This is a genomic window from Puniceibacterium confluentis, assembly GCF_007923445.1.
Lineage (GTDB): Bacteria > Pseudomonadota > Alphaproteobacteria > Rhodobacterales > Rhodobacteraceae > Puniceibacterium > Puniceibacterium confluentis.
Map to the genome: position 1 here is coordinate 195,076 of NZ_VOJI01000007.1, position 23,323 is coordinate 218,398.

Annotated in this window: 24 protein-coding genes and 1 pseudogene; 8 read left to right on the forward strand and 17 right to left on the reverse strand. The window is 63.3% G+C overall.

Annotated features, from left to right (window positions below; all coding sequences use genetic code 11):
* The first annotated feature begins 9 nt into the window (after window positions 1-9).
* Window positions 10-915 (forward strand): LysR family transcriptional regulator, encoded by a 906-nt coding sequence (locus FOY53_RS10280; RefSeq protein ID WP_146588439.1) that lies wholly within the window; start codon window positions 10-12, stop codon window positions 913-915.
* A 146-nt stretch (window positions 916-1,061) separates the two neighbouring features.
* The gene (locus FOY53_RS10285) at window positions 1,062-1,415 is read left to right on the forward strand and encodes a YigZ family protein (protein ID WP_146588441.1); all 354 of its coding nucleotides are present in this window, start codon (window positions 1,062-1,064) and stop codon (window positions 1,413-1,415) included.
* A 6-nt stretch (window positions 1,416-1,421) separates the two neighbouring features.
* Here FOY53_RS10285 and FOY53_RS10290 read toward each other — a convergent pair whose 3' ends face one another.
* The 4 genes from FOY53_RS10290 to FOY53_RS10305 are packed head-to-tail and all read right to left on the reverse strand — an operon-like array spanning window position 1,422 to window position 4,357.
* A complete protein-coding gene (locus FOY53_RS10290) occupies window positions 1,422-2,366 on the reverse strand; it encodes an OmpA family protein (RefSeq protein WP_146588443.1) in 945 nt (314 codons plus the stop codon).
* Window positions 2,338-2,871: a peroxidase-related enzyme gene (locus tag FOY53_RS10295; RefSeq protein WP_146588501.1), complete on the reverse strand. Its 534-nt coding sequence runs from the start codon at window positions 2,869-2,871 to the stop codon at window positions 2,338-2,340. The genes FOY53_RS10290 and FOY53_RS10295 overlap by 29 nt, the downstream gene beginning before the upstream one ends.
* A 32-nt stretch (window positions 2,872-2,903) precedes the next feature.
* On the reverse strand, window positions 2,904-3,638 hold the full coding sequence (locus FOY53_RS10300) for a GNAT family N-acetyltransferase (RefSeq protein WP_146588446.1): 735 nt from the start codon (window positions 3,636-3,638) through the stop codon (window positions 2,904-2,906).
* Window positions 3,635-4,357: a competence/damage-inducible protein A gene (locus tag FOY53_RS10305; RefSeq protein ID WP_146588448.1), complete on the reverse strand. Its 723-nt coding sequence runs from the start codon at window positions 4,355-4,357 to the stop codon at window positions 3,635-3,637. Before FOY53_RS10305 ends, FOY53_RS10300 begins: the two co-directional genes overlap by 4 nt.
* 46 nt (window positions 4,358-4,403) lie before the next feature.
* Here FOY53_RS10305 and sfsA point away from each other — a divergent pair.
* Window positions 4,404-5,120 (forward strand): annotated as a pseudogene (sfsA, locus tag FOY53_RS10310) (DNA/RNA nuclease SfsA).
* Between the two features lie 181 nt (window positions 5,121-5,301).
* Window positions 5,302-6,147, forward strand: coding sequence for a type I methionyl aminopeptidase (gene map, locus FOY53_RS10315; protein ID WP_146588450.1), 846 nt, complete (start codon window positions 5,302-5,304; stop codon window positions 6,145-6,147).
* A 28-nt stretch (window positions 6,148-6,175) separates the two neighbouring features.
* Here map and FOY53_RS10320 read toward each other — a convergent pair whose 3' ends face one another.
* The 3 genes from FOY53_RS10320 to FOY53_RS10330 all read right to left on the reverse strand — a co-directional run bounded on the left by FOY53_RS10320 (window position 6,176) and on the right by FOY53_RS10330 (window position 9,735).
* Complete coding sequence (locus FOY53_RS10320) at window positions 6,176-7,150, reverse strand: MBL fold metallo-hydrolase (protein ID WP_146588452.1); 975 nt, start codon at window positions 7,148-7,150, stop codon at window positions 6,176-6,178.
* A 798-nt stretch (window positions 7,151-7,948) separates the two neighbouring features.
* Window positions 7,949-8,512 (reverse strand): 16S rRNA (guanine(966)-N(2))-methyltransferase RsmD, encoded by a 564-nt coding sequence (rsmD, locus tag FOY53_RS10325; RefSeq protein WP_146588454.1) that lies wholly within the window; start codon window positions 8,510-8,512, stop codon window positions 7,949-7,951.
* Entirely contained in the window at window positions 8,509-9,735 is a 1,227-nt protein-coding gene (locus tag FOY53_RS10330) for an NAD(P)/FAD-dependent oxidoreductase (protein ID WP_146588457.1), read from the reverse strand. Before FOY53_RS10330 ends, rsmD begins: the two co-directional genes overlap by 4 nt.
* 92 nt (window positions 9,736-9,827) lie before the next feature.
* Here FOY53_RS10330 and FOY53_RS10335 point away from each other — a divergent pair, with 92 nt between their 5' ends.
* Window positions 9,828-10,316, forward strand: a complete 489-nt coding sequence (locus FOY53_RS10335) for a peroxiredoxin (protein WP_146588459.1) — start codon at window positions 9,828-9,830, stop codon at window positions 10,314-10,316.
* A 79-nt stretch (window positions 10,317-10,395) separates the two neighbouring features.
* Here FOY53_RS10335 and FOY53_RS10340 read toward each other — a convergent pair whose 3' ends face one another.
* The 7 genes from FOY53_RS10340 to FOY53_RS10370 form a co-directional block, all read right to left on the reverse strand.
* Window positions 10,396-10,686 carry a 4a-hydroxytetrahydrobiopterin dehydratase gene (locus FOY53_RS10340; RefSeq protein WP_146588461.1) on the reverse strand — a complete coding sequence of 97 codons (291 nt, stop codon included), beginning with the start codon at window positions 10,684-10,686 and terminating at the stop codon, window positions 10,396-10,398.
* Window positions 10,683-11,882 carry a GNAT family N-acetyltransferase gene (locus tag FOY53_RS10345; RefSeq protein ID WP_146588463.1) on the reverse strand — a complete coding sequence of 400 codons (1,200 nt, stop codon included), beginning with the start codon at window positions 11,880-11,882 and terminating at the stop codon, window positions 10,683-10,685. Before FOY53_RS10345 ends, FOY53_RS10340 begins: the two co-directional genes overlap by 4 nt.
* 46 nt (window positions 11,883-11,928) lie before the next feature.
* Window positions 11,929-12,678, reverse strand: coding sequence for a glycerophosphodiester phosphodiesterase family protein (locus tag FOY53_RS10350; protein ID WP_146588465.1), 750 nt, complete (start codon window positions 12,676-12,678; stop codon window positions 11,929-11,931).
* A complete protein-coding gene (locus FOY53_RS10355; protein ID WP_146588467.1) occupies window positions 12,675-13,139 on the reverse strand; it encodes a RidA family protein in 465 nt (154 codons plus the stop codon). Before FOY53_RS10355 ends, FOY53_RS10350 begins: the two co-directional genes overlap by 4 nt.
* A 140-nt stretch (window positions 13,140-13,279) precedes the next feature.
* Window positions 13,280-14,584, reverse strand: coding sequence for an HlyD family type I secretion periplasmic adaptor subunit (locus FOY53_RS10360; RefSeq protein WP_146588469.1), 1,305 nt, complete (start codon window positions 14,582-14,584; stop codon window positions 13,280-13,282).
* Entirely contained in the window at window positions 14,581-16,314 is a 1,734-nt protein-coding gene (locus FOY53_RS10365) for a type I secretion system permease/ATPase (RefSeq protein ID WP_146588471.1), read from the reverse strand. Before FOY53_RS10365 ends, FOY53_RS10360 begins: the two co-directional genes overlap by 4 nt.
* Before the next feature lie 206 nt (window positions 16,315-16,520).
* A complete protein-coding gene (locus FOY53_RS10370) occupies window positions 16,521-18,737 on the reverse strand; it encodes a transglycosylase domain-containing protein (RefSeq protein ID WP_146588474.1) in 2,217 nt (738 codons plus the stop codon).
* A gap of 255 nt (window positions 18,738-18,992) precedes the next feature.
* On the opposite strand from FOY53_RS10370, the gene FOY53_RS10375 reads away from it, so the two are divergent.
* Window positions 18,993-19,331 (forward strand): P-II family nitrogen regulator, encoded by a 339-nt coding sequence (locus tag FOY53_RS10375; RefSeq protein WP_146588503.1) that lies wholly within the window; start codon window positions 18,993-18,995, stop codon window positions 19,329-19,331.
* Window positions 19,332-19,366: 35 nt separating this feature from the next.
* A complete protein-coding gene (locus FOY53_RS10380; protein WP_146588476.1) occupies window positions 19,367-20,686 on the forward strand; it encodes an ammonium transporter in 1,320 nt (439 codons plus the stop codon).
* 137 nt (window positions 20,687-20,823) lie between these two features.
* On the opposite strand, the gene FOY53_RS10385 is transcribed toward FOY53_RS10380, so the two are convergent.
* The 3 genes from FOY53_RS10385 to FOY53_RS23060 form a co-directional block, all read right to left on the reverse strand.
* A complete protein-coding gene (locus FOY53_RS10385) occupies window positions 20,824-21,201 on the reverse strand; it encodes a rhodanese-like domain-containing protein (protein ID WP_146588477.1) in 378 nt (125 codons plus the stop codon).
* Entirely contained in the window at window positions 21,201-22,112 is a 912-nt protein-coding gene (locus tag FOY53_RS10390) for an MBL fold metallo-hydrolase (RefSeq protein ID WP_146588505.1), read from the reverse strand. Before FOY53_RS10390 ends, FOY53_RS10385 begins: the two co-directional genes overlap by 1 nt.
* 242 nt (window positions 22,113-22,354) lie before the next feature.
* Window positions 22,355-22,615, reverse strand: a complete 261-nt coding sequence (locus tag FOY53_RS23060) for a LysR family transcriptional regulator (RefSeq protein WP_186766564.1) — start codon at window positions 22,613-22,615, stop codon at window positions 22,355-22,357.
* A gap of 248 nt (window positions 22,616-22,863) precedes the next feature.
* Between FOY53_RS23060 and FOY53_RS10400 the strand changes: the two genes are divergently transcribed.
* Complete coding sequence (locus FOY53_RS10400; RefSeq protein WP_146588479.1) at window positions 22,864-23,151, forward strand: hypothetical protein; 288 nt, start codon at window positions 22,864-22,866, stop codon at window positions 23,149-23,151.
* The last annotated feature ends 172 nt before the right edge of the window (window positions 23,152-23,323 follow it).

Consider the following 23,323-nt stretch of genomic DNA (forward strand, 5'->3'; position numbering starts at 1 on the left):
GAGTTGCCTATGGATCGCCTGACGGAAATGGAAGCCTTTGCCACGGTCGTTGACCAGGGCGGCTTCACTGACGCCGCCAAAAAGATGGGTATCTCGAAGTCCGCCGTGTCCAAGCATGTCTCCTCGCTTGAGGCCCGTCTTGGTGCCCGGCTGCTGAACCGCACCACCCGCCGTGTCAGCCCGACCGAGATCGGACTGGCCTATTACGACCGCGCCCGTCGGGTGCTCAACGATGCCGGCGAAGCCGACGCACTGGTCACGTCCATGCAGTCCGCGCCATCGGGGCTGCTGCGGATTTCCGTGGCAACGGATTTCGGCGTGAACCACCTGAGCCCTGTCCTGGGCGATTTCCTCGCCGAGTTTCAGGACATCACCGTGAACATGGTGTTGAACAATCGCTATGTAGAGCTGATTTCCGAAGGCTTCGACATGGCCGTGCGCATCGGCGAGCTGGAAGACAGCACGCTGCGGGCCCGCAAGCTGACCGAAACAACCAAGCGGATGATCGCCTCGCCGGGGTATTTCGAGAAATTCGGCCGACCGCAAAAGATCGACGATCTCAACGAACACAAACTGCTGCATTATTCCAATCAGGCCAGCGGCAACGTCTGGAAGGTGACCGCACCCTCGGGCGAAAAGCGCCAGATCCGCACTGCCGGCTGGCTGTCGGTCAATGACGGGCAATCACTGCTGAATGCCTGCGTCGCCGGGCTTGGCATCGCTTACCTTCCGTCCTTTCTCTATGCCGATGCCATGGAAAAGGGACTGGTCCAGGACGCGATTCCCGACCTGCCGACCGAGACGCAGGGCATCTATGCAGTGTACCCGCCGGGCCGGTTCACCCAGCCCAAGGTGCGTGCCTTTATCGATTTTCTGGTTCAGGCCTTTGCCGAAAAGGGCCCCGTCGACTGGTAATGTATTTCCCCAGCCTGTTCAGGCAGCCTCGCGCCCCGGTTCGTTTCCGGGGCGTTTTTTTGTCGACATCGTGGTGCCGCCAGCCCCGCCGACAGGGGTGCGTCGCCGCGATTGCGCCGCATCGCGTTGCGGCCTAAACCGGCACCATGCGCGTGATCGAAAACATCATCAGCGACCGGGGATCTAAATACGCGGTTTCCGGTGCGCCCTGCGGGTCGGAGTCCGAGGCGAAAGCGCTGATCCGGGAACTCACCCGGCGCAAGAAATTCGCCAAGGCGACGCACAACACCTGGGGGCTGATCGCCGCCGGGGTGCCCATCAAGAACGACGACGGCGAGAGCGGCGCCGGAATGGTCATCCTGCGGATGCTGGAACGCGCAGAGTTGCAGGACCATCTGGTGGTTGTGACGCGCTGGTACGGCGGCAAACATCTGGGTGGTGACAGGTTTCGCCACGTGCAGGAGGCGGTCCGCCTGTATCTGCAGGATCTGGACGGCTGAGCGCGGCTATTCGCCGGGGATCAGCACCGCCTCGATCCGCCGGTTCAACAGGCGCCCCTCTTCGGTGAGGTTCGTCGAAAGGGGCGACAGGTATCCGACGCCTTCCGCATTGATCCGCGCGGCGGGAATGTCGTGGCGTGTGCGCAGATAGGTCACGGCTGACTGGGCGCGACGGCGTGACAGCGCGACATTGGCCTCAAGCGATCCGGTGGCGTCGGTGTGACCGACAAAGGCGATCCGTGTCGTTGGGTGGGTTTGCAGATAGACCGCAAGCGCATCAAGCGAGGCCACAGGGCCGCTGCCAAGCTCTGCGACGCCGCTGGGAAACAGAAGATCGCGCAGGACGACGTGGCCTTCCCTCTCAAGCTGCGCCGACAGTGCTTCGGACTCGTCGGTCTGAAGAGGGGGCGCAGACGGGGTAACCTCGAGCGGCGCCACGGATTCTCCCGCGCGGATGATCTGGATGAAACCGGCGGCCGAGGAACGGCTCACCAGCAGGCTGATGCTGTCCCCGCCGGGCGCCCGGGCGGACAGGAACCGAAAATCGGTCAGGTCGACATACATCTCGGGGCCGGGCAGCACTTCGGTGTTGAACCGGAAATCGAAGCCGCCGCACAGCCGCGCGGCGCAGTCCAGTGCGATTTCGTATCCGGCGGCGGTGATCTGATCGCGCAGACGCGCCATGATCTGCTGGGTGGTGGCGCTCTGACCGTCCAGGCGCCAGGCCTGCCGGGAGATCGGGCCCTCGATGCGCAGGGAGGGCAGGCCGCCGTCGCGCCAGGGGCCGGTGGGCAGCCGGTAGCTGCCGGCACCGGTCGAGGTCTCGGCCGTCATCCGGGCACTGAGCGGCAGGGCGAGGTCAAGCGCGGCGGCAGGGGCGGCAGGCAGGCCGAGCAGCGCCAGCCAGATCAGCCGCACCCAGTCAACGCGCCTGTGCGTGGTATTCGTCATTCGGCCGCATGTCGGTGGCGCTGGCCACGCGGTTGGTCATGTTGAAGAAGGCGGCAACGCTGGCGATGTCCCAGATGCCGCGGTCGTTGAACCCGGCATCGCGCAGCGCCTGGCGGTCGGCCTCGGTGATCTCGGCGCTGGCACGGGTCAGCTTTTCGGCGAAGGCCAGCATCGCGGCCTGGCTGGGCTCCAGCCGCGCCGCACGCCAGTTCATCACCAGCATCTCGCCCAGCTTGGGGTTGCCCGACAACTGGCGCACGGCGGCGCCGTGCGCAGTCAGGCAGTAGTAACATTTGTTCACCGACGAGACGACAACCGCGATCATCTCGCGTTCAAGCTTGCTCAGCACCGAATCCGCCAGCATCAGGTCATTGTACATCGCGGCAAAGGCGTTGAGCTTGTCGATGTCAAAGGCATACGCCTTCAGGACGTTGGGGATCATCCCCAGCTTGTCCTGACAGATGTCGAAATATTTCTGCGTGTCGGCAGGCAGGGGGTCGACCATCGGCAGGTCGAGCGCGGTCGGCTGTTGTGCGGTCACGGGGCGGTGTCCTTGGTTTTGATGCGGTAATGATACTGTCCCACAACCTCCATCCCGAGGGAAGCATATAGCCCGTTGGCCGCGGCGTTCGCCTGCGTGCACAGCACCGCCATGTGGGTGCCGCCCTGCGCCTGCGCCCAGAAGGCGGCACAGCGCATCATCCATTTTCCCAACCCCTTGCCGCGATGTTCGGGCTGGATTTCAAGAGCATGCACCATGGCCGTGCCGCCGGACAACCCGCAGTAGCCCGCGCCGGCGGCCTTGTCGTCCGCACGTCCGAACAGTCCGGTTTTCGGCATGGCGGCGCGCTCCATCACCGCCACGCGGTCAGGGCCGATGCCGCCGCGTGCCCAGATCTCGCGCATGATCGCCAGTGGCTCCCAGATGGCAAAGGCGGTGACACGGGGCACGGGCGTGTCGGTCAACCGGCCAAGCGGGCAGAGCCAGAGATTCACCGGGTCGATGATGCCATACCCCCGCGCGTCCAGCGCGGAGTCCAGCGCCTCCTCGCCCGCACGGATCATGAACAGCGGCGTCTGACCCCGGGCCATCATCGCGCCTTCGGACTCGGCCAGACTGGCCGTGCTCCAGCCCGCGCCCGCCGTGGCCGCCGACACGCGCTTGCCGCCCCCCGCGCCGTCACGCAGGGTGACCGGCCCAATCTGGCGGCAGTCGGCGGGGGGCCAGGTGGCCTCGGTCACGTCGTAGAGCTCTGCAAGGGTGGGTGTCATGCCGGAAACAGCCCGGCCAGCTTTGTCATGGCAGCGCTGACCCGCCCGTTGTCGGTGCCGCGAACCACGATATTGGCGCCGTAGACGCCATCCTTCTGGAACGGATAAGACCCGATTTGCAGGTCGTCGAATTCCTTGGCCAACTCGCCCAGCGGGCCGGCAATGTCACCTTCGCCGCGCTGGATTTTCAGCGTCTGCGACAACAGCGGCGCGCCGCCGGTCAGTGTCGGCAGGACCGAAGCGACCATGGCCTGAAACACCATCGGCACCCCGGCCATGACGTGCACGTTGCCGATGGTGAAGCCGGGCGCCACGGACACCGGGTTTTCGATCAGCGCAGCCCCGTCGGGAATGCGGGCCATGCGCAGCCGGGCCGCGTTCAATTCGCTGCCCTGCCGGTCATAATGCGCCTGAAGCAGGGCGCGGGCATCGTCACGCACGTCGATGTTCACGCCAAAGGCTTCGGCAATGCAGTCGGCGGTGATGTCATCATGGGTCGGCCCGATGCCGCCGGATGTGACCACGTAATCGAACGCCGCGCGCAGATCGTTGAGCGCCGAGACGATGGCCGGGCGATTGTCCGACACGATGCGGACTTCGCACAGGTCGATGCCGACCTTGGTCAGTTCGCCGGCCAGATAGTGCATGTTGGCGTCGCGGGTGCGGCCCGAGAGGATCTCGTCTCCGATCACCAGCATGGCGGCCGTGGGGTTTGGCATCGTGGACTCCTTGCCTTGGTCGTCGGCTCAGGTATAGGCCCGGGTCATGCGGTTTCAAACCCCTCTCATCCGGGCAGTGCTGATCCGCCGCTACAAGCGGTTTCTGGCGGATGTGCGGCTGCCGGACGGACAGGAAGTGACGGCACATTGCCCCAATCCCGGTTCGATGCTGGGGCTGGCGATGCCGGGTCTGACGGTCTGGATCGAGCCGAACGACGATCCGAAGAAAAAGCTGAAATACGGTCTGCGGCTGGTCGAAGTCGGCGGCGCGCTGATCGGGGTGGATACCGGCGCGGCAAACTAGGTGCTGCGGGCGGCGCTGAAGGCCGGTCAGGTTCCCGGGCTGGAGGGCTATGACCGGGTGATGCCAGAGCAGAAATACGGCACCGGCAGCCGCATTGATTTTCTGCTCAGGGGCGCGGGGCGGCGCGACGCCTATGTCGAGGTGAAATCCGTGACCCTGTCGCGCCAGCCGGGCCTGGCCGAGTTTCCCGACAGCGTCACCGACCGGGGCACCAAGCATCTGGGCGAGCTTGCGGCGATGGCGGCGGCCGGTCACCGGGCGGTGATGCTGTATCTTGTACAGCGGTCGGATTGCGCCTCGGTGACACTGGCACCGGATCTGGATCCGGCCTATGCGGGGGCCTGTGCCGCGGCTGTGACTGCCGGGGTCGAGGTATTGTGTTTCGCCTGTGAACTCTCGCCCGAGGGGATCCACCCGGGTGTGCAGCTGCCCTTTACCCTACCTGACATCGCCCAATGATCCGTGCGTTGACGTGCAGATGGCATTGAAATTATGGGGAATTTCTGGTAGGATCGGCGCATTGAACACTCCGTCCCGTCAGCTGGGGGTCGTGGGGATAAGCTGCCGTGGCGACGGACCCCGAAATCTGCCATATTGCTGCCGTGCAGCATGCCTCTGGAACTTTGGGGAAAGCTGAATTATGTATCGAAAAATTTTGAAAACGGAGCCGCAGCCGGTGAATGAAGAAACGCGCGGACGTCTGACCCGAGACGGCATACGCATTTACGACCAGTCTGATTTCGCAGGCATGCTGAAAGCCGGCGAACTGGCTGCGCGCATTCTGGACGACGTGGCCGCCAAGGTCGACGTCGGGGTGAGTACCGGTGATTTGGATGCCTTTATTCAGGCACAGGTCGAAGCCGCCGGTGCCGTGTCCGCGACCATCGGGTACAAGGGCTATCAGCACGCCAGTTGCATCAGCGTGAACCACGTGGTCTGCCACGGCATCCCGGGCGAGAAAAAGCTCAAGGATGGCGACATCCTGAATATTGACGTGACGGTCATTCTGGATGGCTGGTTCGGCGACACCAGCCGGATGTACGTGGCCGGCAAGCTGCCGCGCAAGGCCGAGCGGCTGATCCAGGTCACCCATGACAGCCTGATGAAGGGCATCGAGGCGGTGAAGCCGGGCAACACCTTTGGTGACGTCGGCCACGCGATCCAGTCGTTTGTCGAGGCGAACCGGATGTCGGTGGTGCGCGATTTCTGTGGTCACGGCTTGGGGCGGGTGTTCCACGCGCCGCCAAACGTGTTGCATTACGGCCGCCCGGGCACGGGACCAATTCTGGAAGAGGGCATGTTCTTCACCATCGAGCCGATGGTGAACCTGGGGCGGCCGGAAACCAAGGTGCTGGCGGATGACTGGACTGCCGTGACGCGCGACAAGTCGTTGTCCGCACAGTTTGAACATTCGGTGGGGGTGACCTCGGACGGGGTCGAGATCTTTACGCAATCGCCCGGCGGAATCTTTCACCCGACATACTAGGCCGGATGCGCTGCCTGCACCGCCAGGCTCAATCGAATCGCCACAGTGCCGGGATGAACCGGTAGCTGTCGCCGCTGCGCTGGACGTTGCCGAGTCCCGGGAAGGGAAAGTGATACCCCAGCACGGCGATCCGGTCGGTGGCGGCCATGTCCAGCAGGCGGCGGCGGGTGGCCACGGTCTGCGCGGCGTCCATGTCGGCGCTGTTGACCCAATCAGGATGCGCAAAGTCGAGATAGGGGCTGGTGAGGGCGTCGCCCAGAACGATCAGCTGCTGGCCCTCACTTTCGAGGGCCACTGACATATGCCCCGGCGTGTGACCCGGGGTTGCGATCACGCGGATCCCCGCAGCGACCTCTTGATCCGCGGACAGCAGCGTCCAGTCCGCGCCATCGACGCTCAGCGAATTCTGCGCCCCGAGGACAAATTGCTGCAACTCGGGCGACACCTTGGTGACCAGATCATCCTGCAGCCAGAAGGTGTGTTCGGCCTCTCCGATGAAATACGGGATGTCCGGCAGGATCGCTTCGTCAAAGCCGTCGCGGATTCCCCAGATGTGGTCCGGGTGGGCATGGGTGATGATCACATGGGTGATCGAACCGGGATCGATTCCGGCCGCTGTCAGGTTGGCCATCAACCGTCCGGTGGTCGGCAGGAACCGGTCCCCCGAGCCGACATCCACCAGCACACGGGCGGAACCACTGTCGATCACGATGTGGTTGGTGTGAGAGTAACCGCTGTCCGTCGGCAAAAAGTGCTGCTGCAGAAAGTCATCACGGGCGGCGGGATCTGCGTTGACGGCGATGGTCGACAGCGGGCGACTGAAAAAGCCGTCCGACAGAAGCGTCAGGGTCATCTGTCCCAGAGCAAAGCGGACATGACTGGGATTGGCGGGGCCGACCGGCCCGAACTCGGCGGCGGGCAATGCTTGGGTGGACAGTGCCAGTGCAGGCGCGGCGGCAGCGCCCGTCAGGAAGGCGCGGCGGGTCGGGCGGCAAAGGGGCATGTTCGGCCTCGTTCTATTCAATCATATGAATACGATGTTAGGACGCTGCGGCCGCCATTGCCAGAAGTTTTCCCGAAAAGCGCGGCTCCTCCAACACGCCCGATCAGGGGACGTCGCTTTGCGGGGCTGTGCCCCGGGGCTTACAGCAGCGACCTGAGCAGACCGGCAACCACCGCAATGGTCACGGCAGCCGCAACCGAACATATCGCCCACAGGCGATTATAGACTGGCGTCGGTTGATAGCAGTCGCCGCAATACGCGCGTCCCAATCGCAGGTGGTGTCCACAGCTTGAACAGACAAACACGCGGATCGCGGATTTCTTATGCTTTGTTTGCTCACTCATGTACCATCATCCTGTTTAAAATCTCCGCAGGAAAATGTGCTATGTCTGCCGGGGCTGTCTCTTCCCAACATGGGAAGTCGCCCGAAAACCGTCAGACCGGACGGAGAGCGGTGCGCGCCGGTTTGCGAAACGCAGGTGCCAACCGTTTGGACCGGGCCAGCCGATCACGGGGTCCGCCCGACGGGCGAAATTCAGCGAGCGTTGTCCTGTGGCGGGCTCGGGTTTCATCGGCATTCAAAGCGGCGGCGCGCTGCGGATCACGCCCCCAGAGTCCGGTGGCTAACATGGTGTTTCCGTAGGGGCAATCAATCCGGGCGGTCAGGCACCGCAACTCTTGCGGGTGCTCATCTATTGAGACCGATGGCGTAGGACTTGTGCAAAGTGACAACACCCACACGCACTCGGGTGGTGTTTTCCAGACGTTTCCGGCCGGGCGACACTGACGCCGCCGGGCTCAGGCAGATGCTCGAAGCATAGTCACATGGGTCTCGCCATAGCGCCGGGAATCCAGCAGGTGGAACCCGGTCAGCGGCGGTTGTGGGGCATTCTCCTCCCAGACGACCAGCGCGTCAGGTGCGACCCAACCGCCCGCGACAGCGGCTTGCAAGGCGCGCAGGCCCAGGCCTTGGCCATAAGGCGGGTCGAGGAAGATCAGGGTCGCGGCCGGGCCGTCACAAGGCGGCAGACGGGTGGCGTCGCGGGCGATGATCTTGCACTGACCTGCGGCATCCAGAAGGCGGATGTTGTCGCGCAGCAGCGACAGCGCCTTGCGACCGTCGTCGACAAAGGTCACCTGCGCCGCGCCGCGCGATACCGCTTCGAGACCGAGCGCGCCGGTGCCCGCGAACAGGTCGAGCACGGTTGCCGATTCGAAAGGCGCGCCGAACCGCCCGCCCGCCAGCATGTTGAACAGGCTTTCCCGCACCCGGTCCGTGGTGGGGCGCAGATGTGCAGCGGGATCGCCCTTGCCGACAGCGGTCAGGGCGCGCCCGCGCAGGCTGCCGGCAATGATCCTCATCCCCGCAACAGCGCCTTGAGATCGGTCTCGGTGTCGGAAATGACCGCCGGGGCGGGGGATTTCCCCATCTCGATCAGGCGTTTGCCGACCATGTACGCGCGCGGGTCGTTCATCGCGTCCAGTGCCAGCAGGGTCTCGCCCTGATAGTACCAGTATGACACTGTCCCGCCGACCGGTTCAGCCGCCGCGTCACGGCGGGTGATGATGGTGTCATAGCCGGTGTTGAGCCCGGCAATCTGCAGTTTGACATCGAACTGATCAGACCAGAACCAGGGCTTGGCCGCGTAGGGCGTGTTGGCGCCAGAGATGTTGTCAGCCACGCATTCGGCCTGATCAATGGCGTTTCCGACGCTTTCCAGCCGGATCTGTCCGCCCTTCCACGGGAAGGATGCACAGTCCCCCGCCGCCCAGATCGCCGGGTCGGAGGTCTTTCCGTAGGCGTCGGTGCGGATGCCGTTCTCCAGCGTCACGCCGGCCATTTCGGCAAGGTCGGTGACCGGTGTGATCCCGACACCGACGATCACAAAATCGGTTTCGATCGTCTCGCCGGTACTCAGCTCGGCCCCGGTGACCCGCTCCTTGCCCAGCAGGCGCGTGAGGCCGACACCTTCACGCAGGGTGACTCCGTGGTGGCGGTGCAGCGCGCGGAAATAGTCCGAAGTTTCCGGAGCGGCGACACGCTGGAGTATACGGTCGGCCATTTCGATCAGCGTGACCTCGAGCCCCAGTTTGCGGGCTACCGCCGCTGCCTCGAGGCCGATATAGCCGCCTCCGACGATCAGCACCCGGGCGCCGGGAACAAAGCGCGGTGCCATGGCGTCGACATCGGCCAGGGTGCGTACGGTGAACACACCGTCCAGATCCCCGCCGATGGCCCCGGGCAGGCGGCGTGGCAGTGACCCGGTGGTCATGGCCAGGTGGTCGTAGGGCAGGACGCTGCCATCGGGCAGAATCACCGTTCTGGCGGCGGCGTCTACCCGGGCTGCCCGGGCGCCGGTGCGCAGGTCGATGTCCTGATCCGCGTAAAAGCTGGTGGGCCGCAGGTACAGCCGCTGGGCATCCATCTCTCCCAGGAGGTAGGCCTTGGACAGCGGCGGGCGCTGGTAGGGCGGCACCGGTTCGTCACCGATCAGGGTGACGGATCCATCATACCCCTGCTTGCGCAGACGGGCCACAAGCGCGGATCCGGCCTGCCCTGCTCCGATCACGACGACATTGCCCATTTGCTCACCTCTCGTTGATTTCGTTTATTGGAGTTTGCTGCGCATACTCTATATGCGGGTGGTGACGGAACACAATTCAGGGGACATGGAACATGACGATTTCGACAGGCGACAGCCTGCCCGGCGCGACGCTCGTGCAAATGGGCGACAGCGGACCCGAGGCGGTGGATCTGGCCGCCAAGCTGAAGGGCCGCAAGGTGGTGGTCTTTGCCGTGCCCGGCGCCTTTACACCGACCTGCCATTCGGCGCATGTGCCCAGCTTCATCCGCACCAAGGATGATTTTTCCGCCAAGGGCGTGGACGAGATCCTGTGCATCTCGGTCAACGATCCGTTTGTGATGAAGGCATGGGGTGACGTGACAGGCGCGACGGCCGCCGGGATCACCATGCTGGCCGACGCCTCAAGCGCCTTTACCGATTCGATCGGCATGGCCTTTGATGCGCCGCCTGCCGGGCTGATCAAACGGTCAAAGCGTTATGCGATGCTGGTCGAGGATGGTGTCGTCACGCAGTTCATGCCCGAGGAAAGCCCCGGCACCTGCGAAATTTCCGGCGGTGAATCGCTGCTCGCCGCACTCTGAGCGACAGGCTCCGGACCCGGCGCTGACCGGGTCCGGAAGCAACCGAAAGCCTTGGTGGATGGGTTGCCCGATGCGGGCGTCAAAGGGTGTCGAGCTTGCGGGCCATCTTGGCGTCGAGCGACGATACGCCGCCAACGTCGTGGGTCGTCAGGGTGACCTCGACCGTTTTGTAGACGTTGGACCATTCGGGATGGTGGTTCCATTTTTCCGCCCAGATCGCCGCGCGGGTCATCCAGCTGAACGCTTCGATGAAATTGTTGAACTCATAGGTCTTGTGGATCGCATCCCGTCCGTCGACCATTTTCCAGCCGCAATCGAACAGCGGTTGCAGGATGGTTTCACGGGCGGTGTCTGACAGCAGCTCAGTCATTGGCGTTCCTCTCTGTGCTCTTTCCTGAACGGCCCGTAGGACGTCAGGATTTCCATCTCTTCGTTCACCGCCGCGGCTTCGGCCTCAAGGTACCTCTCGACCGCCCGTGCGAAGCCTTTGTCGCTAATCCAGTGAAGCGAATGAGTCGGCACCGGCAGATAGCCGCGCGCCAGCTTGTGTTCGCCCTGTGCGCCGGCTTCGACACGGGCCAGCCCGTGAGCGATGGCAAAGTCGATGGCCTGATAATAGCACGCCTCGAAGTGCAGGCAGGGGTGATCTTCGACACATCCCCAGTAGCGGCCATATAGCGCCGTGCGACCGATGAAATTCAGCGCCCCGGCCACATGTTGCCCGTCCCGGGACGCCATGACCATCATCATGTCGTCACGCAGAGTTTCCTGAGCAATGTCAAAGAATTGGCGACTGAGATACGGGCTGCCCCACTTGCGCGCGCCGGTGTCCTGATAAAAAATCCAGAAGGCATCCCAGTGTTCCGGCTGGATCTGGTCGCCAGTGAAACACTGGATGGTGCCGCCAAAGTCCTGGGCCTTTTCGCGCTCCTTGCGGATGGTCTTGCGCTTGCGCGAGCTCAGAGAGGCAAGGAAATCGGAGAACGTCGCATAGCCGTCGTTGACCCAGTGGAACTGCTGTGTCCTGCGCGGCATCAGCCCCATGCTGGCACCGGCAATTGCCTCGGCTTCGGTGCAGAACGTGGCATGCAGTGAAGACAGGCCATTTTCCGAGGCCAGCTGGACAGCGCCCTGCAGCAGGGCGGACATGCCCATCGCTTCGAACCCCGGTCTGGTGAGAAACCGCCGTCCGGTGGCTGGCGTGAACGGCACCGCGATCTGAAGTTTGGGGTAATACTGCCCACCGGCCCGTTCGTAAGCCTGCGCCCAGTTGTGATCGAAGATATATTCGCCCTGGCTGTGGCCCTTGGCATACAGCGGCGCAGCGGCGATGGTCATGCCATCCAGTTCGGCCACAAGATAGCGCGGATCCCACCCGGTGCCGGGACCGACGGAGCCCGACTCTTCCAGCGCCAGAAGAAAGCGGTGGGTGGTGAACGGATCCAGCGGCCGTCCCCCGTCGGCCGCTTCGGGACAGGCGCAGGCATCCCAGTCGGCGGCTTCGATCTGGCGCAGCGAGGTCAGGACGTTGATGGCGATGGTCTGGGCCGGGCTGTGCTCGGTCATGGGCGCCCCCTTGTTGACCCTGTATCTGTGCCTTTCCAGGCCAGCTTCAAGCGGTGTAGCCCTCGAAGGTTATATTGTCGGCGACTTTGCGCGCCGCGATTTCGGCAGGATGCGACCGGATGGTCCAGCACAGGATGGTGGCGCCGGTGGCCTTGAGCTCTGCAACCCGTGGGCGGTCAAGGTCGGCAGCCTCGTGACTGATGAAACAGGCGCCCACATCAGCGTAATCCGGAATGTCGCGCAACGCGTCGCGTCTGGGGGCAGGGACCGTCGGCCAGTCCTCGGCGTCAAAGGCGCAAGTGATGAGGCCGCGCGGCAGGTGCGGGGCCAGCGCCGCCATGCTGGTCATCGAATGCGGATTGAACGACATCACCGCAACCGGGCCGGAATAGCCGGCAAGGTCACGGGCTGCGGCCTGCTCGAGTGGGCCGACGCGAGGACCCAGCGCACCGTCCTGATCTTTGATCTCGATCAGCAGGGGCACCTGACCTGCCACGATTTCCAGGACCTCTGCCAGAGTCGGAATGCCGTCCACGCCCCCGGTCAGCTGGATCTTGGCAAGCTCTGCGGCACTGTGTTGCCGTACCGGTCCCGTGGCCGCAGTCAGCCGCGACAGAGCGTAGTCATGAAACACCATCGCGACGCCGTCTGCTGACAGCTGCAGGTCGATTTCGATGCCATAGCCCGCCGCCACGGCCCGCCGGACGGCAGCGCGCGAATTTTCGGGGGCACCCGAGCCGTGCAGGGCACGGTGCGCGATGGCCCGGGTCAGAAAGGCAGCGGGCAGGGCGGTCATTCGATTTCGAAGATACCTTCGATTTCCACGGCGACCCCCAGCGGCAGCGCGGCTGCAGAGACAGCCGAGCGGGCGTGGCGGCCTGCATCCCCCAGGATCTCGACAAAGGTGTCCGACGCGCCATTGATCACCTTGGGTTGGTCGGTAAATTCAGCGGTGGAATTGACGAAACCGGTCAGTTTGACCACCCGCTTGAGCCGGGTCAGGTCGCCGTCCAGTGCTGCCTTGGCCTGCGCCAGCAAGCTCAGCGCGCAGGATCTGGCTGCCGCTGCGCCTTCTTCGACGGACATGCCCGCGCCCAGCTTGCCAGTGATCAGTCCGTCGGGGCCGTTCGATATCTGACCCGAGACATAAAGCGTGTTGCCGCTGCGCACGAAGGGCACGTAATTGGCGGCCGGCGCAGGGGCTGCGGGCAGAGTGAGGCCAAGCTCGGCAAGGCGGTCTTCGATCGGATTGGTCATGTCGGGCCTTTCTGAGGTCAGGTTTGCCCGCAGGCTAGGCGAGCCGTGCGGGATTGAAAAGCCCGGTCTCGGATCGCCACAGGAGTCACGGCGGCGAGAGGCCCAAATTCCCCGCCGCCGCCTGTGATCCCTGCAGGCTGTCAGCTTTCGCGGAAAGCCTTGGCAAAGTAGTCGGTGAACGGTTTCACCAGATAGGCCAGCGGCGTGCGGTCCGCCGTGCGGATGAACGCCTCGACCGGCATGCCCGGGATCAGCGTGCTGCCTTCGGGCAGGCGGTCGATCTCTCCTTCGGACAGCACGATTTCGGCGCGGTAATAGCTGACCTGAGAGCCTTCGTCCTGAAACGCATCCGCCGAGATCTGCACCACCCGCCCGAAGAGTTCCGGGGTCTGACGCTGGTTCAGCGCCGGAAACCGCAACGAGACGGTCTGGTCGGTGAACAGCTGGTCGATGTGAATGGGCAGGACCTGGGCGGCGATGACCAGAGGCCGGTCCTGCGGCACGATGTACATCACCGGATCCGCCGGACGGATCACGGAACGCGGGGCATAGACCCGCAGGCCGTAGATCACCCCGGACACCGGCGCGGTGATCACCATGCGGTCCAGCCTTTCCAGCAGGGCGCGGCGCTGTTCGGCCAGTTCACGTTCGCGGAATTGCGAATCGCGCAGCGTGGTGATCGCCTCTTCGCGCCTCTGGGTGTCGAGTTGCAGAATTTGAATGTCGATCTCGGTGCTGCGGCCCTGCGCCTGCGCCTTCTGCGCTGTCAGTTCGCCCACGGTTCCCGAAAGCCGCGCCTCTTCGCGCTGCAGGTTGAGCACGCGGCTGGCCTGGGCAAGCCCGCGGTCCAGCAGCGACTGCTGATCCGCCAGTTCCTGCTGAATGAGTTCGCTCTGCCGCAGCAGCGCCGATTGCTGGGCGTCGATGCCGATGATCTGGTCGGCGATCTGGTCGCGGCGCTTGGACAGCTGTTCGATCTCACGGTTGATCGAATCGCGCCGGGCCGAGAACAGGTTGCGCTGGCCTTCGACCAGTTCCGCGACTTCGGCGTCGTCAGCGGCGCGGGCCAGCACCAGGGCGTCAAAGGTCACCGAATCGCGCCCGTCGCGCTCTGCCTGCAGTCGGGCGCGCCGGGCCGCCAGTTCGAAATACTGGCCTTCGACAATGGTCAGGTCCGACTGAATGCGGCTGGGATCCAGGCGAATAAGCGGCGCACCGGCGTCCACGGTGTCGCCTTCGTCCACCAGAATTTCGGCGACCACACCGCCGTCAGGATGCTGCACCACCTGGCGGTTCTGGTCGACCTCGATCTGCCCCGAGGCGATGATGGCCCCGGAAATGTTCGTCGTTGCCGCCCATGTGCCGAATCCGCCCACCAGCACCACCAGCGACAGCAGACCCAGCAGCATCGGGGTGCGGAGCGGGAAATCCTTGGCCGTACTCATCGCACACCTCCCGGGCCGACGGCCTTGGCAATTTGCTGGTGATTCTGCACCATTTGTTTCAGGACCTCATCCTTGGGGCCAAAGGCCGCGCGGCTGCCGCCTTCGAGCATCAGCAGCATATCGCATTCTTTGATCGCGGCCGGGCGGTGCGCCATGATCAGCACCGATTTTCCTTCGGATTTCATCACGCGGATTGCCTGGTTGACCGCTTCGGAGCCTTCGTTGTCCAGGTTCGAATTCGGTTCGTCCAGCACCAGGATCATCGGGTTGCCATACATGGCGCGGGCCAGGCCGATGCGCTGCATCTGCCCGCCGGACAGCCGGCCGCCGGTCGAGGAAACCCGGGTGTCATAGCCATCCGGCAACCTGAGAATCATCTCGTGGGCCGCCGCTTTCTTGGCGGCCTCGACGACCTTGGCCGCGTCCGGGGCCGATGACAGGCGGGCGATATTCTCGGCAATCGTGCCGTCGAACAGGGTCACGCGCTGCGGCAGATAGCCGATATAGCGGCCCAGAACGTCGGTGCCGTACTGGTCAATCGAGGCACCGTCGAGGCGGATCTTGCCGCCAGCAGGGCGCCAGACGCCGGTCAGCGCCCGGGCGAGGGTCGATTTTCCGGCACCCGACGACCCGATGACGCCAACAGCCTGACCAGGGTGCACGGTAAAGCTGAGCAGTCGCAACGAGGCCTGTTGTTCCCCCGGCGGCACGATCGTCAGTTGCATGATGTCAAGCTTGGCCTGCGGCACCGGCAGGTCGGTGCGCGGCGTTTCGGGGGGCACTTCGCTCAGCAGACGCGCGAGGTTCTCCCAGCCCTTGCGAGCCCTCTCGATCACTGCCCACTGGCCGATGGCAAGCTCGATCGGGGCCAGTGCCCGGCCCATCAGGATCGACCCGGCGATCATCGCCCCCGGGGTCAGTTCATTCTGCAGCACCAGATAGGCGCCAAGACCCAGCATGGCCGACTGTAGCAGCAGGCGCAGGGTGCGCGTCAGCGTCGAGAAGCTGCCGAGCAGGTCGGCCGAGGCAATCTGGCCCTTGAGCGAGGCGTCGCGTGCCGTCTGCCAGCGGCGGAAAGCGTCGCCGCGCATCCCCATCGCCTGCACCATTTCTGATTCGCCGCGAATCTGGTCCGAAATTTTCTCCGACTGGAACGTCGCCGTATTGGATTTCAGCGACGGGTTGCGGGTCACGAACTGGTTCACCAGGGCGATGGCAATCAGGGTGCCGCCGCCCGCCAGGGCGAGGTAGCCGAGCCAGGGGTGGAACAGCATGATCCCGAACAAGAAAAACGGCGTCCAGGGCATGTCGAACAAGGCCATGAGCACCGGCGAAGACATCAGCCGCTGCACCGATTCAAGGTCGCGCAGACCGGTTGCGGACAGCTCGTCCGGCTGAGTCGACGCGCGGCGCACCACGGCATCGAACACCCGCAGATCCAGCCGCGACTGGAATCGCGCGGCGACCCGGCCCATCACGCGGCCGCGCACATAGTCCAGCATCCCCATCATGCCGTAGAGGAACACCACCAGCAGCGACAGCGCGATCAGCGTTGCCTCGGACCGCGACCCAAGCACGCGGTCATAGACCTGCAACATGTACAGAGGGCCGGTAAGCATCAGAAGATTAACGAAAAAACTGAAGATGCCGACGAACCAGTAATAGGGTCGGCTTTCACGCCGCGCGGCGCGCAGTTCATCCCGTCCCAAGTCTTTGCGGTTTGGTGTCATATGTGAGTTCGCGCCCCTTGAATGCGGAAGGCAGTTAGTATTTTCCCAATTTGTCGCGAGCGAAAGAGCATATCAGCGACCTGTAACAAATCGTTTGTGGGCCAAGTCTCGCAGCAGGTGCGGACCTGGCTTTGGAAGTCCTCCCGGATCAGTCTCCGGGAAGGACCGGCAGAGGTTCCCTGCCAAGGCGGCACGGCCAGTGCCGGTCAGTTGCCCCCAAGGATGTCGCGCAGCAACTGGTTGACGAAACTCTCAACCGGATCGGGCTTGCGCTGGCGTTGTTGCGGCTGTTGCTTCTGTTGCTGGCGCGGCTGTGCCTGCTGTTGTTGCTGCGGTTGCGCCACAACCTGCGGCGCGGGGCGTTCGGGAACGATCATCGGCAGCGGCTTCGGCTCGATCCCCTGGTTGACCCGTACCATGACTTCGCGCCAGATGTCAGCCGGCAGACCGCCGCCGGTCACGCCGGTCAACGGGGTGTTGTCGTCGTTGCCCATCCAGACACCGGCTACATAGTCGGCGGTGAAGCCCACGAACCAGGCATCCCGCGCCGCCTGAGTGGTGCCGGTCTTGCCGGCGGCTTCGCGGCCATCCAGTTGCGCGCGTCGGCCCGTGCCTTCGGAAATGACCTTTTCCATCATGTAGATCAGCTCTTTGGCGGCTTTTTCGTTGATCACGCGTTCTCCGATGCCGCCGCCGGTGCCAATCATCGGATCGGGGTCGCCCATGATCCTCAATTCGATCAGCCCGTAGGGGCGCACGGACGAGCCGCCATTCAGAATGCCGGCATAGGCGCCCGTCATTTCCAGCAAGGATGCCTCGGAGGTGCCGAGCGCCATGGCCGGGGTATCGGACATTTCCGAGCGGATGCCGAACTGGTCGGCCACCTTCTGCACCAGATCGCGCCCCACCGATTCCGAGATCTTGACCGCCGGAATGTTCAGCGATTCCTTCAGCGCCTCGGTCAGGGTCACGCGGCCCTTGAACTTGTTGGTGTAGTTCTTGGGGCACCACTCCCCGGACCCCGGAATGTTCATGCAGAACGGTTCGTCGATCACTGTATCGAACGGACCGTACCCGAGTTCGAGGGCAGCGGCGTAGATGAAAGGTTTGAACGAAGATCCGGTCTGCCGCTTGGCCTGGGTTGCGCGGTTGAAGACGCCGGAGACCCCGGTCTTGCGGCCACCGACCATGGCCCGTACCGCGCCGTCTGCGGACATGACCACAATCGCGGCCTGTGCCTTGGATCCGTCGCGCACCTTTTCGTCAAAGATCACATTCATCGCGTCTTCGGCGGCACGTTGCAGGCGCTGATCCAGCGTGGTGCGGATCTCGACATCCTGACGGGATTCGACCGATGCAAAGTCCGGGATCGTGTCCATCACCCAGTCGGCGAAATAGCCACCGGCCCGCGCTTCGGCGGCCTCGGAAAGCACAGCGGGATTAGCCCGTGCTTCGTCGGCCTGGGCCTTCGTGATGTAACCCTGATCCTGCATCAGTCCCAGCACGGTCGACGCGCGTTCCCGCGACCGGTCGAGATCCGAGGTCGGGGCAAGCGAGGAGGGCGCGGTCAGCAGCCCGGCGATCATCGCGGATTCCGCAGCATTGAGCGCGGCGGCAGGTTTCGAGAAATAGCGCTGCGCCGCGGCTTCGGCGCCATAGGCACCGCCTCCGAGATAGGCGCGGTTCAGATAGATCGACAGAATGTCTTTCTTGCTGAACTTGATTTCCATTGCCAGCGCGTAAAGTGCTTCCTTGGCCTTGCGTACCAGTGATCCCTGGCGGCAATCGGCAACATATTCCGCCTCGTTCTTCCAGTCGGTCGGCACATATTCGACACCCAGACACAAGAGCTTGGCCGTCTGCTGCGATATGGTCGAGCCGCCGTGGCCCTGCAACGGGCCGCGGCCTTCACGCAGGTTGATCCGGATTGCCGAGGCGATACCGATAGGGTCGACCCCGGGGTGCAGGAAGAACCGGCGGTCTTCGGTCGCGATCACGGCATCGCGGAGATATGGGGAAACGCTGTCCGCAGTGACGGTGCCGCCGAACTGGTCACCGCGCCAGGCAAAGACCTTGCCGTCGCGGTCATGCAGCGTGACCGATCCCTGCGCCCGGCCATCCAGCAGGTGCTGGAGATCTGGCACGGTCTGATAGGTATAGGCGATCGCCAGAGCCAGAACGATGGCGACCACCGCCGTGACACGCCAAAGGATGCGCCAGATCAGCCCGAAGACGAATCCGAAGATTCCCAGAACGAACGCCACAACCGGATTGCGCGCCCGACGCGGCGCGGCTGCCTTGCGGCGCGACGTTGTCGTCTTCTTGGGCTTCGCAGCCGCGGCCGGGGTCTTGGCTGGCGTCTTTTTCCCGGGATAGCGGCGGTCAGCAACGAGACGCCCCTTACCCCGACCTGAATCACTCATGTTCTCTGCCTGACTACTGCGCTTTTCGGGCAATCTACCCGCTTTGACATGGGATGTGGACCGATACTGCAGCCGGTCAAAGGTTTTTATTGCGCCCAAAAAGCAGGCGCAAATCATAATTTGTGCAAAATTTGTGCAAATTCGCACCCCCGGTGGTCGGAAAACCAGCGTTGAGGTCTTTCAAAACGCGTGCGCAAACCTCTTTCTGCTGGTGCACATAGCAGGCCCCGACCTGCCAAACCGAAAGGGACCAAGGTGAAACTCATCATTGCGACGATCAAGCCGTTCAAGCTGGAGGAGGTTCGCGAGGCGCTGACCGCCATCGGTGTTCGCGGCATGATGGTGACAGAAATCAAGGGCTTCGGCTCGCAATCGGGACACACAGAGATCTATCGCGGCGCGGAATACGCGGTGAATTTCGTACCGAAAATCAAGCTTGAGATCGTCGTGGCTGCCGCAATGGCGGACCAGGTGCTCGAGACGATCGCGAAAACGGCACAGACCGGCAAGATCGGCGACGGCAAGATTTTCGTGCTGGACGTGTTGCAGGCCGTGCGCGTGCGCACCGGCGAGACCAACGCAGACGCGCTCTGATAACGCGGCGACGAGAGACAAAGGGAAACGGACGAATGAAACTTCTCAAGACACTTGCCCCGGCTGCCGCGCTGATCGCGCTGCCCAGCCTCGGCTTCGCACAAGAGGCGGATGTCACCCCGCCGAATGGCGAAATCGGCTATATCTTCACGACTTTCATGTTCCTCGTGACCGGTTTCCTGGTCATGTGGATGGGGGCAGGCTTCTCGATGCTCGAGGCGGGTCTGGTGCGTCAGAAAAACGTCACGATGCAGCTGATGAAGAACATCGCGCTCTTCTCGATTGCGGCCATCATGTATTACGTCGTCGGCTACAACCTGATGTACCCCGGCGACGGCTGGACGGTTCAGAACGTGATCGGCGCCTTCTCGATGGCGCAGATGGAGCCGGTCGGCGGCAGCCCGGACACGGACCTGACCTATGCGTCGGTCGGTTCGGACTTCTTCTTTCAGCTGATGTTCTGCGCCACCACTGCGTCGATCGTGTCCGGCACCCTGGCCGAGCGTATCAAGCTGTGGCCGTTCCTGATCTTTACCGTGATCCTGACCGCGTTCATCTACCCGATCCAGGCATCCTGGAAATGGGGCGGCGGTTTCCTGAACGAAATGGGCTTCCTGGATTTCGCCGGTTCGACCGTTGTGCACTCGGTCGGTGGCTGGGCTGCTCTGGCGGGCGCTCTGATCCTCGGGCCGCGTATCGGCAAGTACAAGGATGGCCGCACCGTGCCGATGCCGGGTTCGAACCTGACCCTCGCCACGCTGGGCACGTTCATCCTGTGGCTGGGCTGGTTCGGTTTCAACGGCGGTTCGCAGCTGTACATGGACACCGCGGGCAACGTGGCAGACATCAGCCGCATCTTCGCCAACACCAATACGGCAGCAGCCGGCGGTGCCATCGCGGCCCTGCTCCTGACGCAAGTCCTGTACAAGAAGCCTGACCTCACCATGGTGCTGAACGGCGCGCTGGCCGGTCTGGTCTCGATCACGGCCGAGCCGCTGACCCCCGGTCTGGGTTCTGCGACACTGATTGGTGCCGTGGGCGGTATCCTGGTCGTGCTGGCTGTGCCGATGCTGGACAAGCTCAAGGTCGATGACGTGGTCGGCGCCATTCCGGTGCACCTCGTCTGCGGCATCTGGGGCACCATCGCCGTGGTCATCACCAACGGTGACGCAAGCCTGGGCACACAGCTTTATTCCATCATCGTTGTCGGCATCTTCACATTCGTCGTGTCGGCGGTGATCTGGTTCATCCTCAAGGTGACCATGGGAATCCGTGTCAGCGAGGAAGACGAGATCAACGGTCTCGATATGGCCGAGCTGGGCATGGAAGCCTATCCCGAGTTCTCCAAAGGCTGATCTCCTCCTTCCATCAGCTTTTGTGACCAACTGCCCGGGCGCTCGCGCCCGGGTTTTTTGTTGTCGTGAACCATGGGAACAGGATCAAACCGCTCCGGCGCCGCCCCGGTGGCGGACGGGACCTTGGCGGGCGCGGATCAGGGTGTGACGCGCTGAGGGGCCCCGCTTGCCATGTCGGTGCCGATATAGGGCTTTTTCGCCGACTTCCACGCGCCAAAGCCGCCATCCAGGTGAGCGATGCGGTCAAAGCCGGCGGCAATTGCTGCCTTGGCCATCTTTTCCGACCGCATGCCAGAGCCACAGTGCAGAACCAGACGCTTCTCGCTTTGTCCCGGCAGCTTGGTCGCGTCGAAGAATGCCATCGGCATCAGCAGCGCGCCTTCGATGTGTTCGAACATGTATTCCTGCGGCGTTCGCACGTCGATCAGGACGATTTCATTGGCCGCAAGGGCGGTCTGCACCTCGTCCGGGCTCCAGGTTTCGAGCGCGGCGCTGTCGTGCATCTCGGTTTTCATCATGTGTTCCTTTCGGTGAAGTGGTTGGCCGGTATCTTGAAGTAACTCCGGCCGTCCCCTTCTGGTTCAGGCAAACGTCCGCCGCGCAGGTTGACCTGCAGCGCGTGCAGCATCCGGTCGGGCAGATCCAGCGTCGCATCCCGGGCATCGCGCAGCTTGCGGAATTCGGATTCGGAAACGCCGCCGCCAATATGTTTGTTGTTGGCACGGTGGTCAGCCACCGTTGCTTCCCATGCCGGATCCTTGCGGTCACCCACGGGCGGGTAGTCATGTCCGACAAACAGCCGGGTGTCATCCGGCAGGTCCAGAATCCGCTGCAGGGACGCATAGAGTTCGCTCGAAGAGCCGCCTGGGAAATCGGCGCGGGTGGTCCCCGCATCGACATGCATGAAGGTATCGTGCACCAGAGCCGCGTCGCCGATCACATAGGTGATTGACCCCAGCGTATGCCCCGGAGACAGGATGACCCGCACATCAAGGTTGCCGAGTTTGAACTTCGCGCCATCGGAAAACAGGTGGTCGAAATCGCGGTCGGGATCAAATCCGTTCGGCATATTGTAGATGTCCGACCAGAGCCCTGCGATCTCGTGGACCTTTTCCCCGATACCGGTGGGGGCGCCGGTCTGCTGCTTCAGCCAGGACTGGGCCATCAGGTGGTCGGCGTGGGGGTGCGTGTCGAGGATCCAGACCACCTCCAGGCCGTTGTCACGCACAAAGTCCAGCGCGGTCTGTGCCGAACGGTAAGCCGTGCGACCACTTGCCGGGTCAAAATCCTGGACTATGTCGATCAGTGCGGCCTGTTTCGTCTCCGGGTCGGAGACGACGTACTGTACGGATCCGGTGTCGGATTCGTAAAACCCGTCAACGCGCGGCGAGTTCGGTCCGGTGGAGGGGCTGGTACGGGTGAACATGCGTGGCTCCTGTTTTGATATCTGCGTCAAATATTCAAGTAAGTGAATGTGATGGGATGTCAAGGTTTGCGCTTCGTCCAGTCTTTCGTGGCAATTGGAAATGATGAAGCCTGAAAAAAGCGGTATTTTGGGGTCGCGAAAGCGACGTGACGGACTGAAGCAGGCAAGTTGTGTCGGGCAGGGCGGCGTGCGGTGGCCCCGGGCACCAGCGCCCCGGACCGCAGGTGCATGCGATCAAGAATTCATGATTCAGCACGATGCCGCAGCCGGATGACGAATTCGGGGTACATCTGCTTGAACCGCGGCACGGCGGGCGCAGCGATCCGGTGGCCAAGACCCAGTGGCGCCGAGATGCACAATGTGCCTGTCAGGGATTGCGTCGCCTCCTTCACCGTGGCCTCGGCGGTTCCGATGGCGTCCAGAATGCCAAGTGCGTCGTCGTAAAACAGTCGCCCGTGTTCGGTGGCATGCACAGCGCGCGTGGTGCGAGCGAACAGCCGCACGCCAAGGGACGTTCAAGTTCGGCGATCCGCAATGAGGCAACCGCGGGCGTGGTGCGCTGATCGACCTGTCGCCCAATTCGCAGACACGCACGAACTTACGGATGCTGTTTGCATAGGCCATTTCTATTTTTCGGACTTGTTTGAACCCGTGTTGTGATTTGAAAGATTAACGAACAAGTCAGCCGCCGTATAGCGTGGGGACTGTACCGCACAGGAGGCAGGCATGTTCGAACTGCCTTGCGACGGCTGTGCTGTTCATTCTGATCATGTGGCTGAGCACCGCACTGCGGCGTGCCGAGGCCGAGGGTCTTGCACAGGGGCGTTACATCGTCTTGGGCCGCTGTTGGATGTGTCACGTCGCCAAGCCGGTCCGGCTAGGGCTGCTGCGGCCACCCAAGGGTGTCAAACTGGAAACCGAGGCGCAGATCGCGCGACAGGCCGGGGCGATCTTGCTGCATGTCAGGCTGACCCATGCCATGCCACCCGCAAACCTTGCGATGATATCAGAGTCAGAGCGGGCGCAGATCCGCACCTGATGTGTCGTCGCCTCCGGTGGGGGAACTCAGCGGGCCTTGGTGGTCAGGGAGATGGGCGAGAACCAGGTGCTGGCAAAAGCTTTGCCATAGAGAGCGATGATGGTTTCGTACGTGATCAGTGGGATCGGCATCGGTGCCTCCTTTGTGGAATGTGTTGTTCCGGCATGGTTAA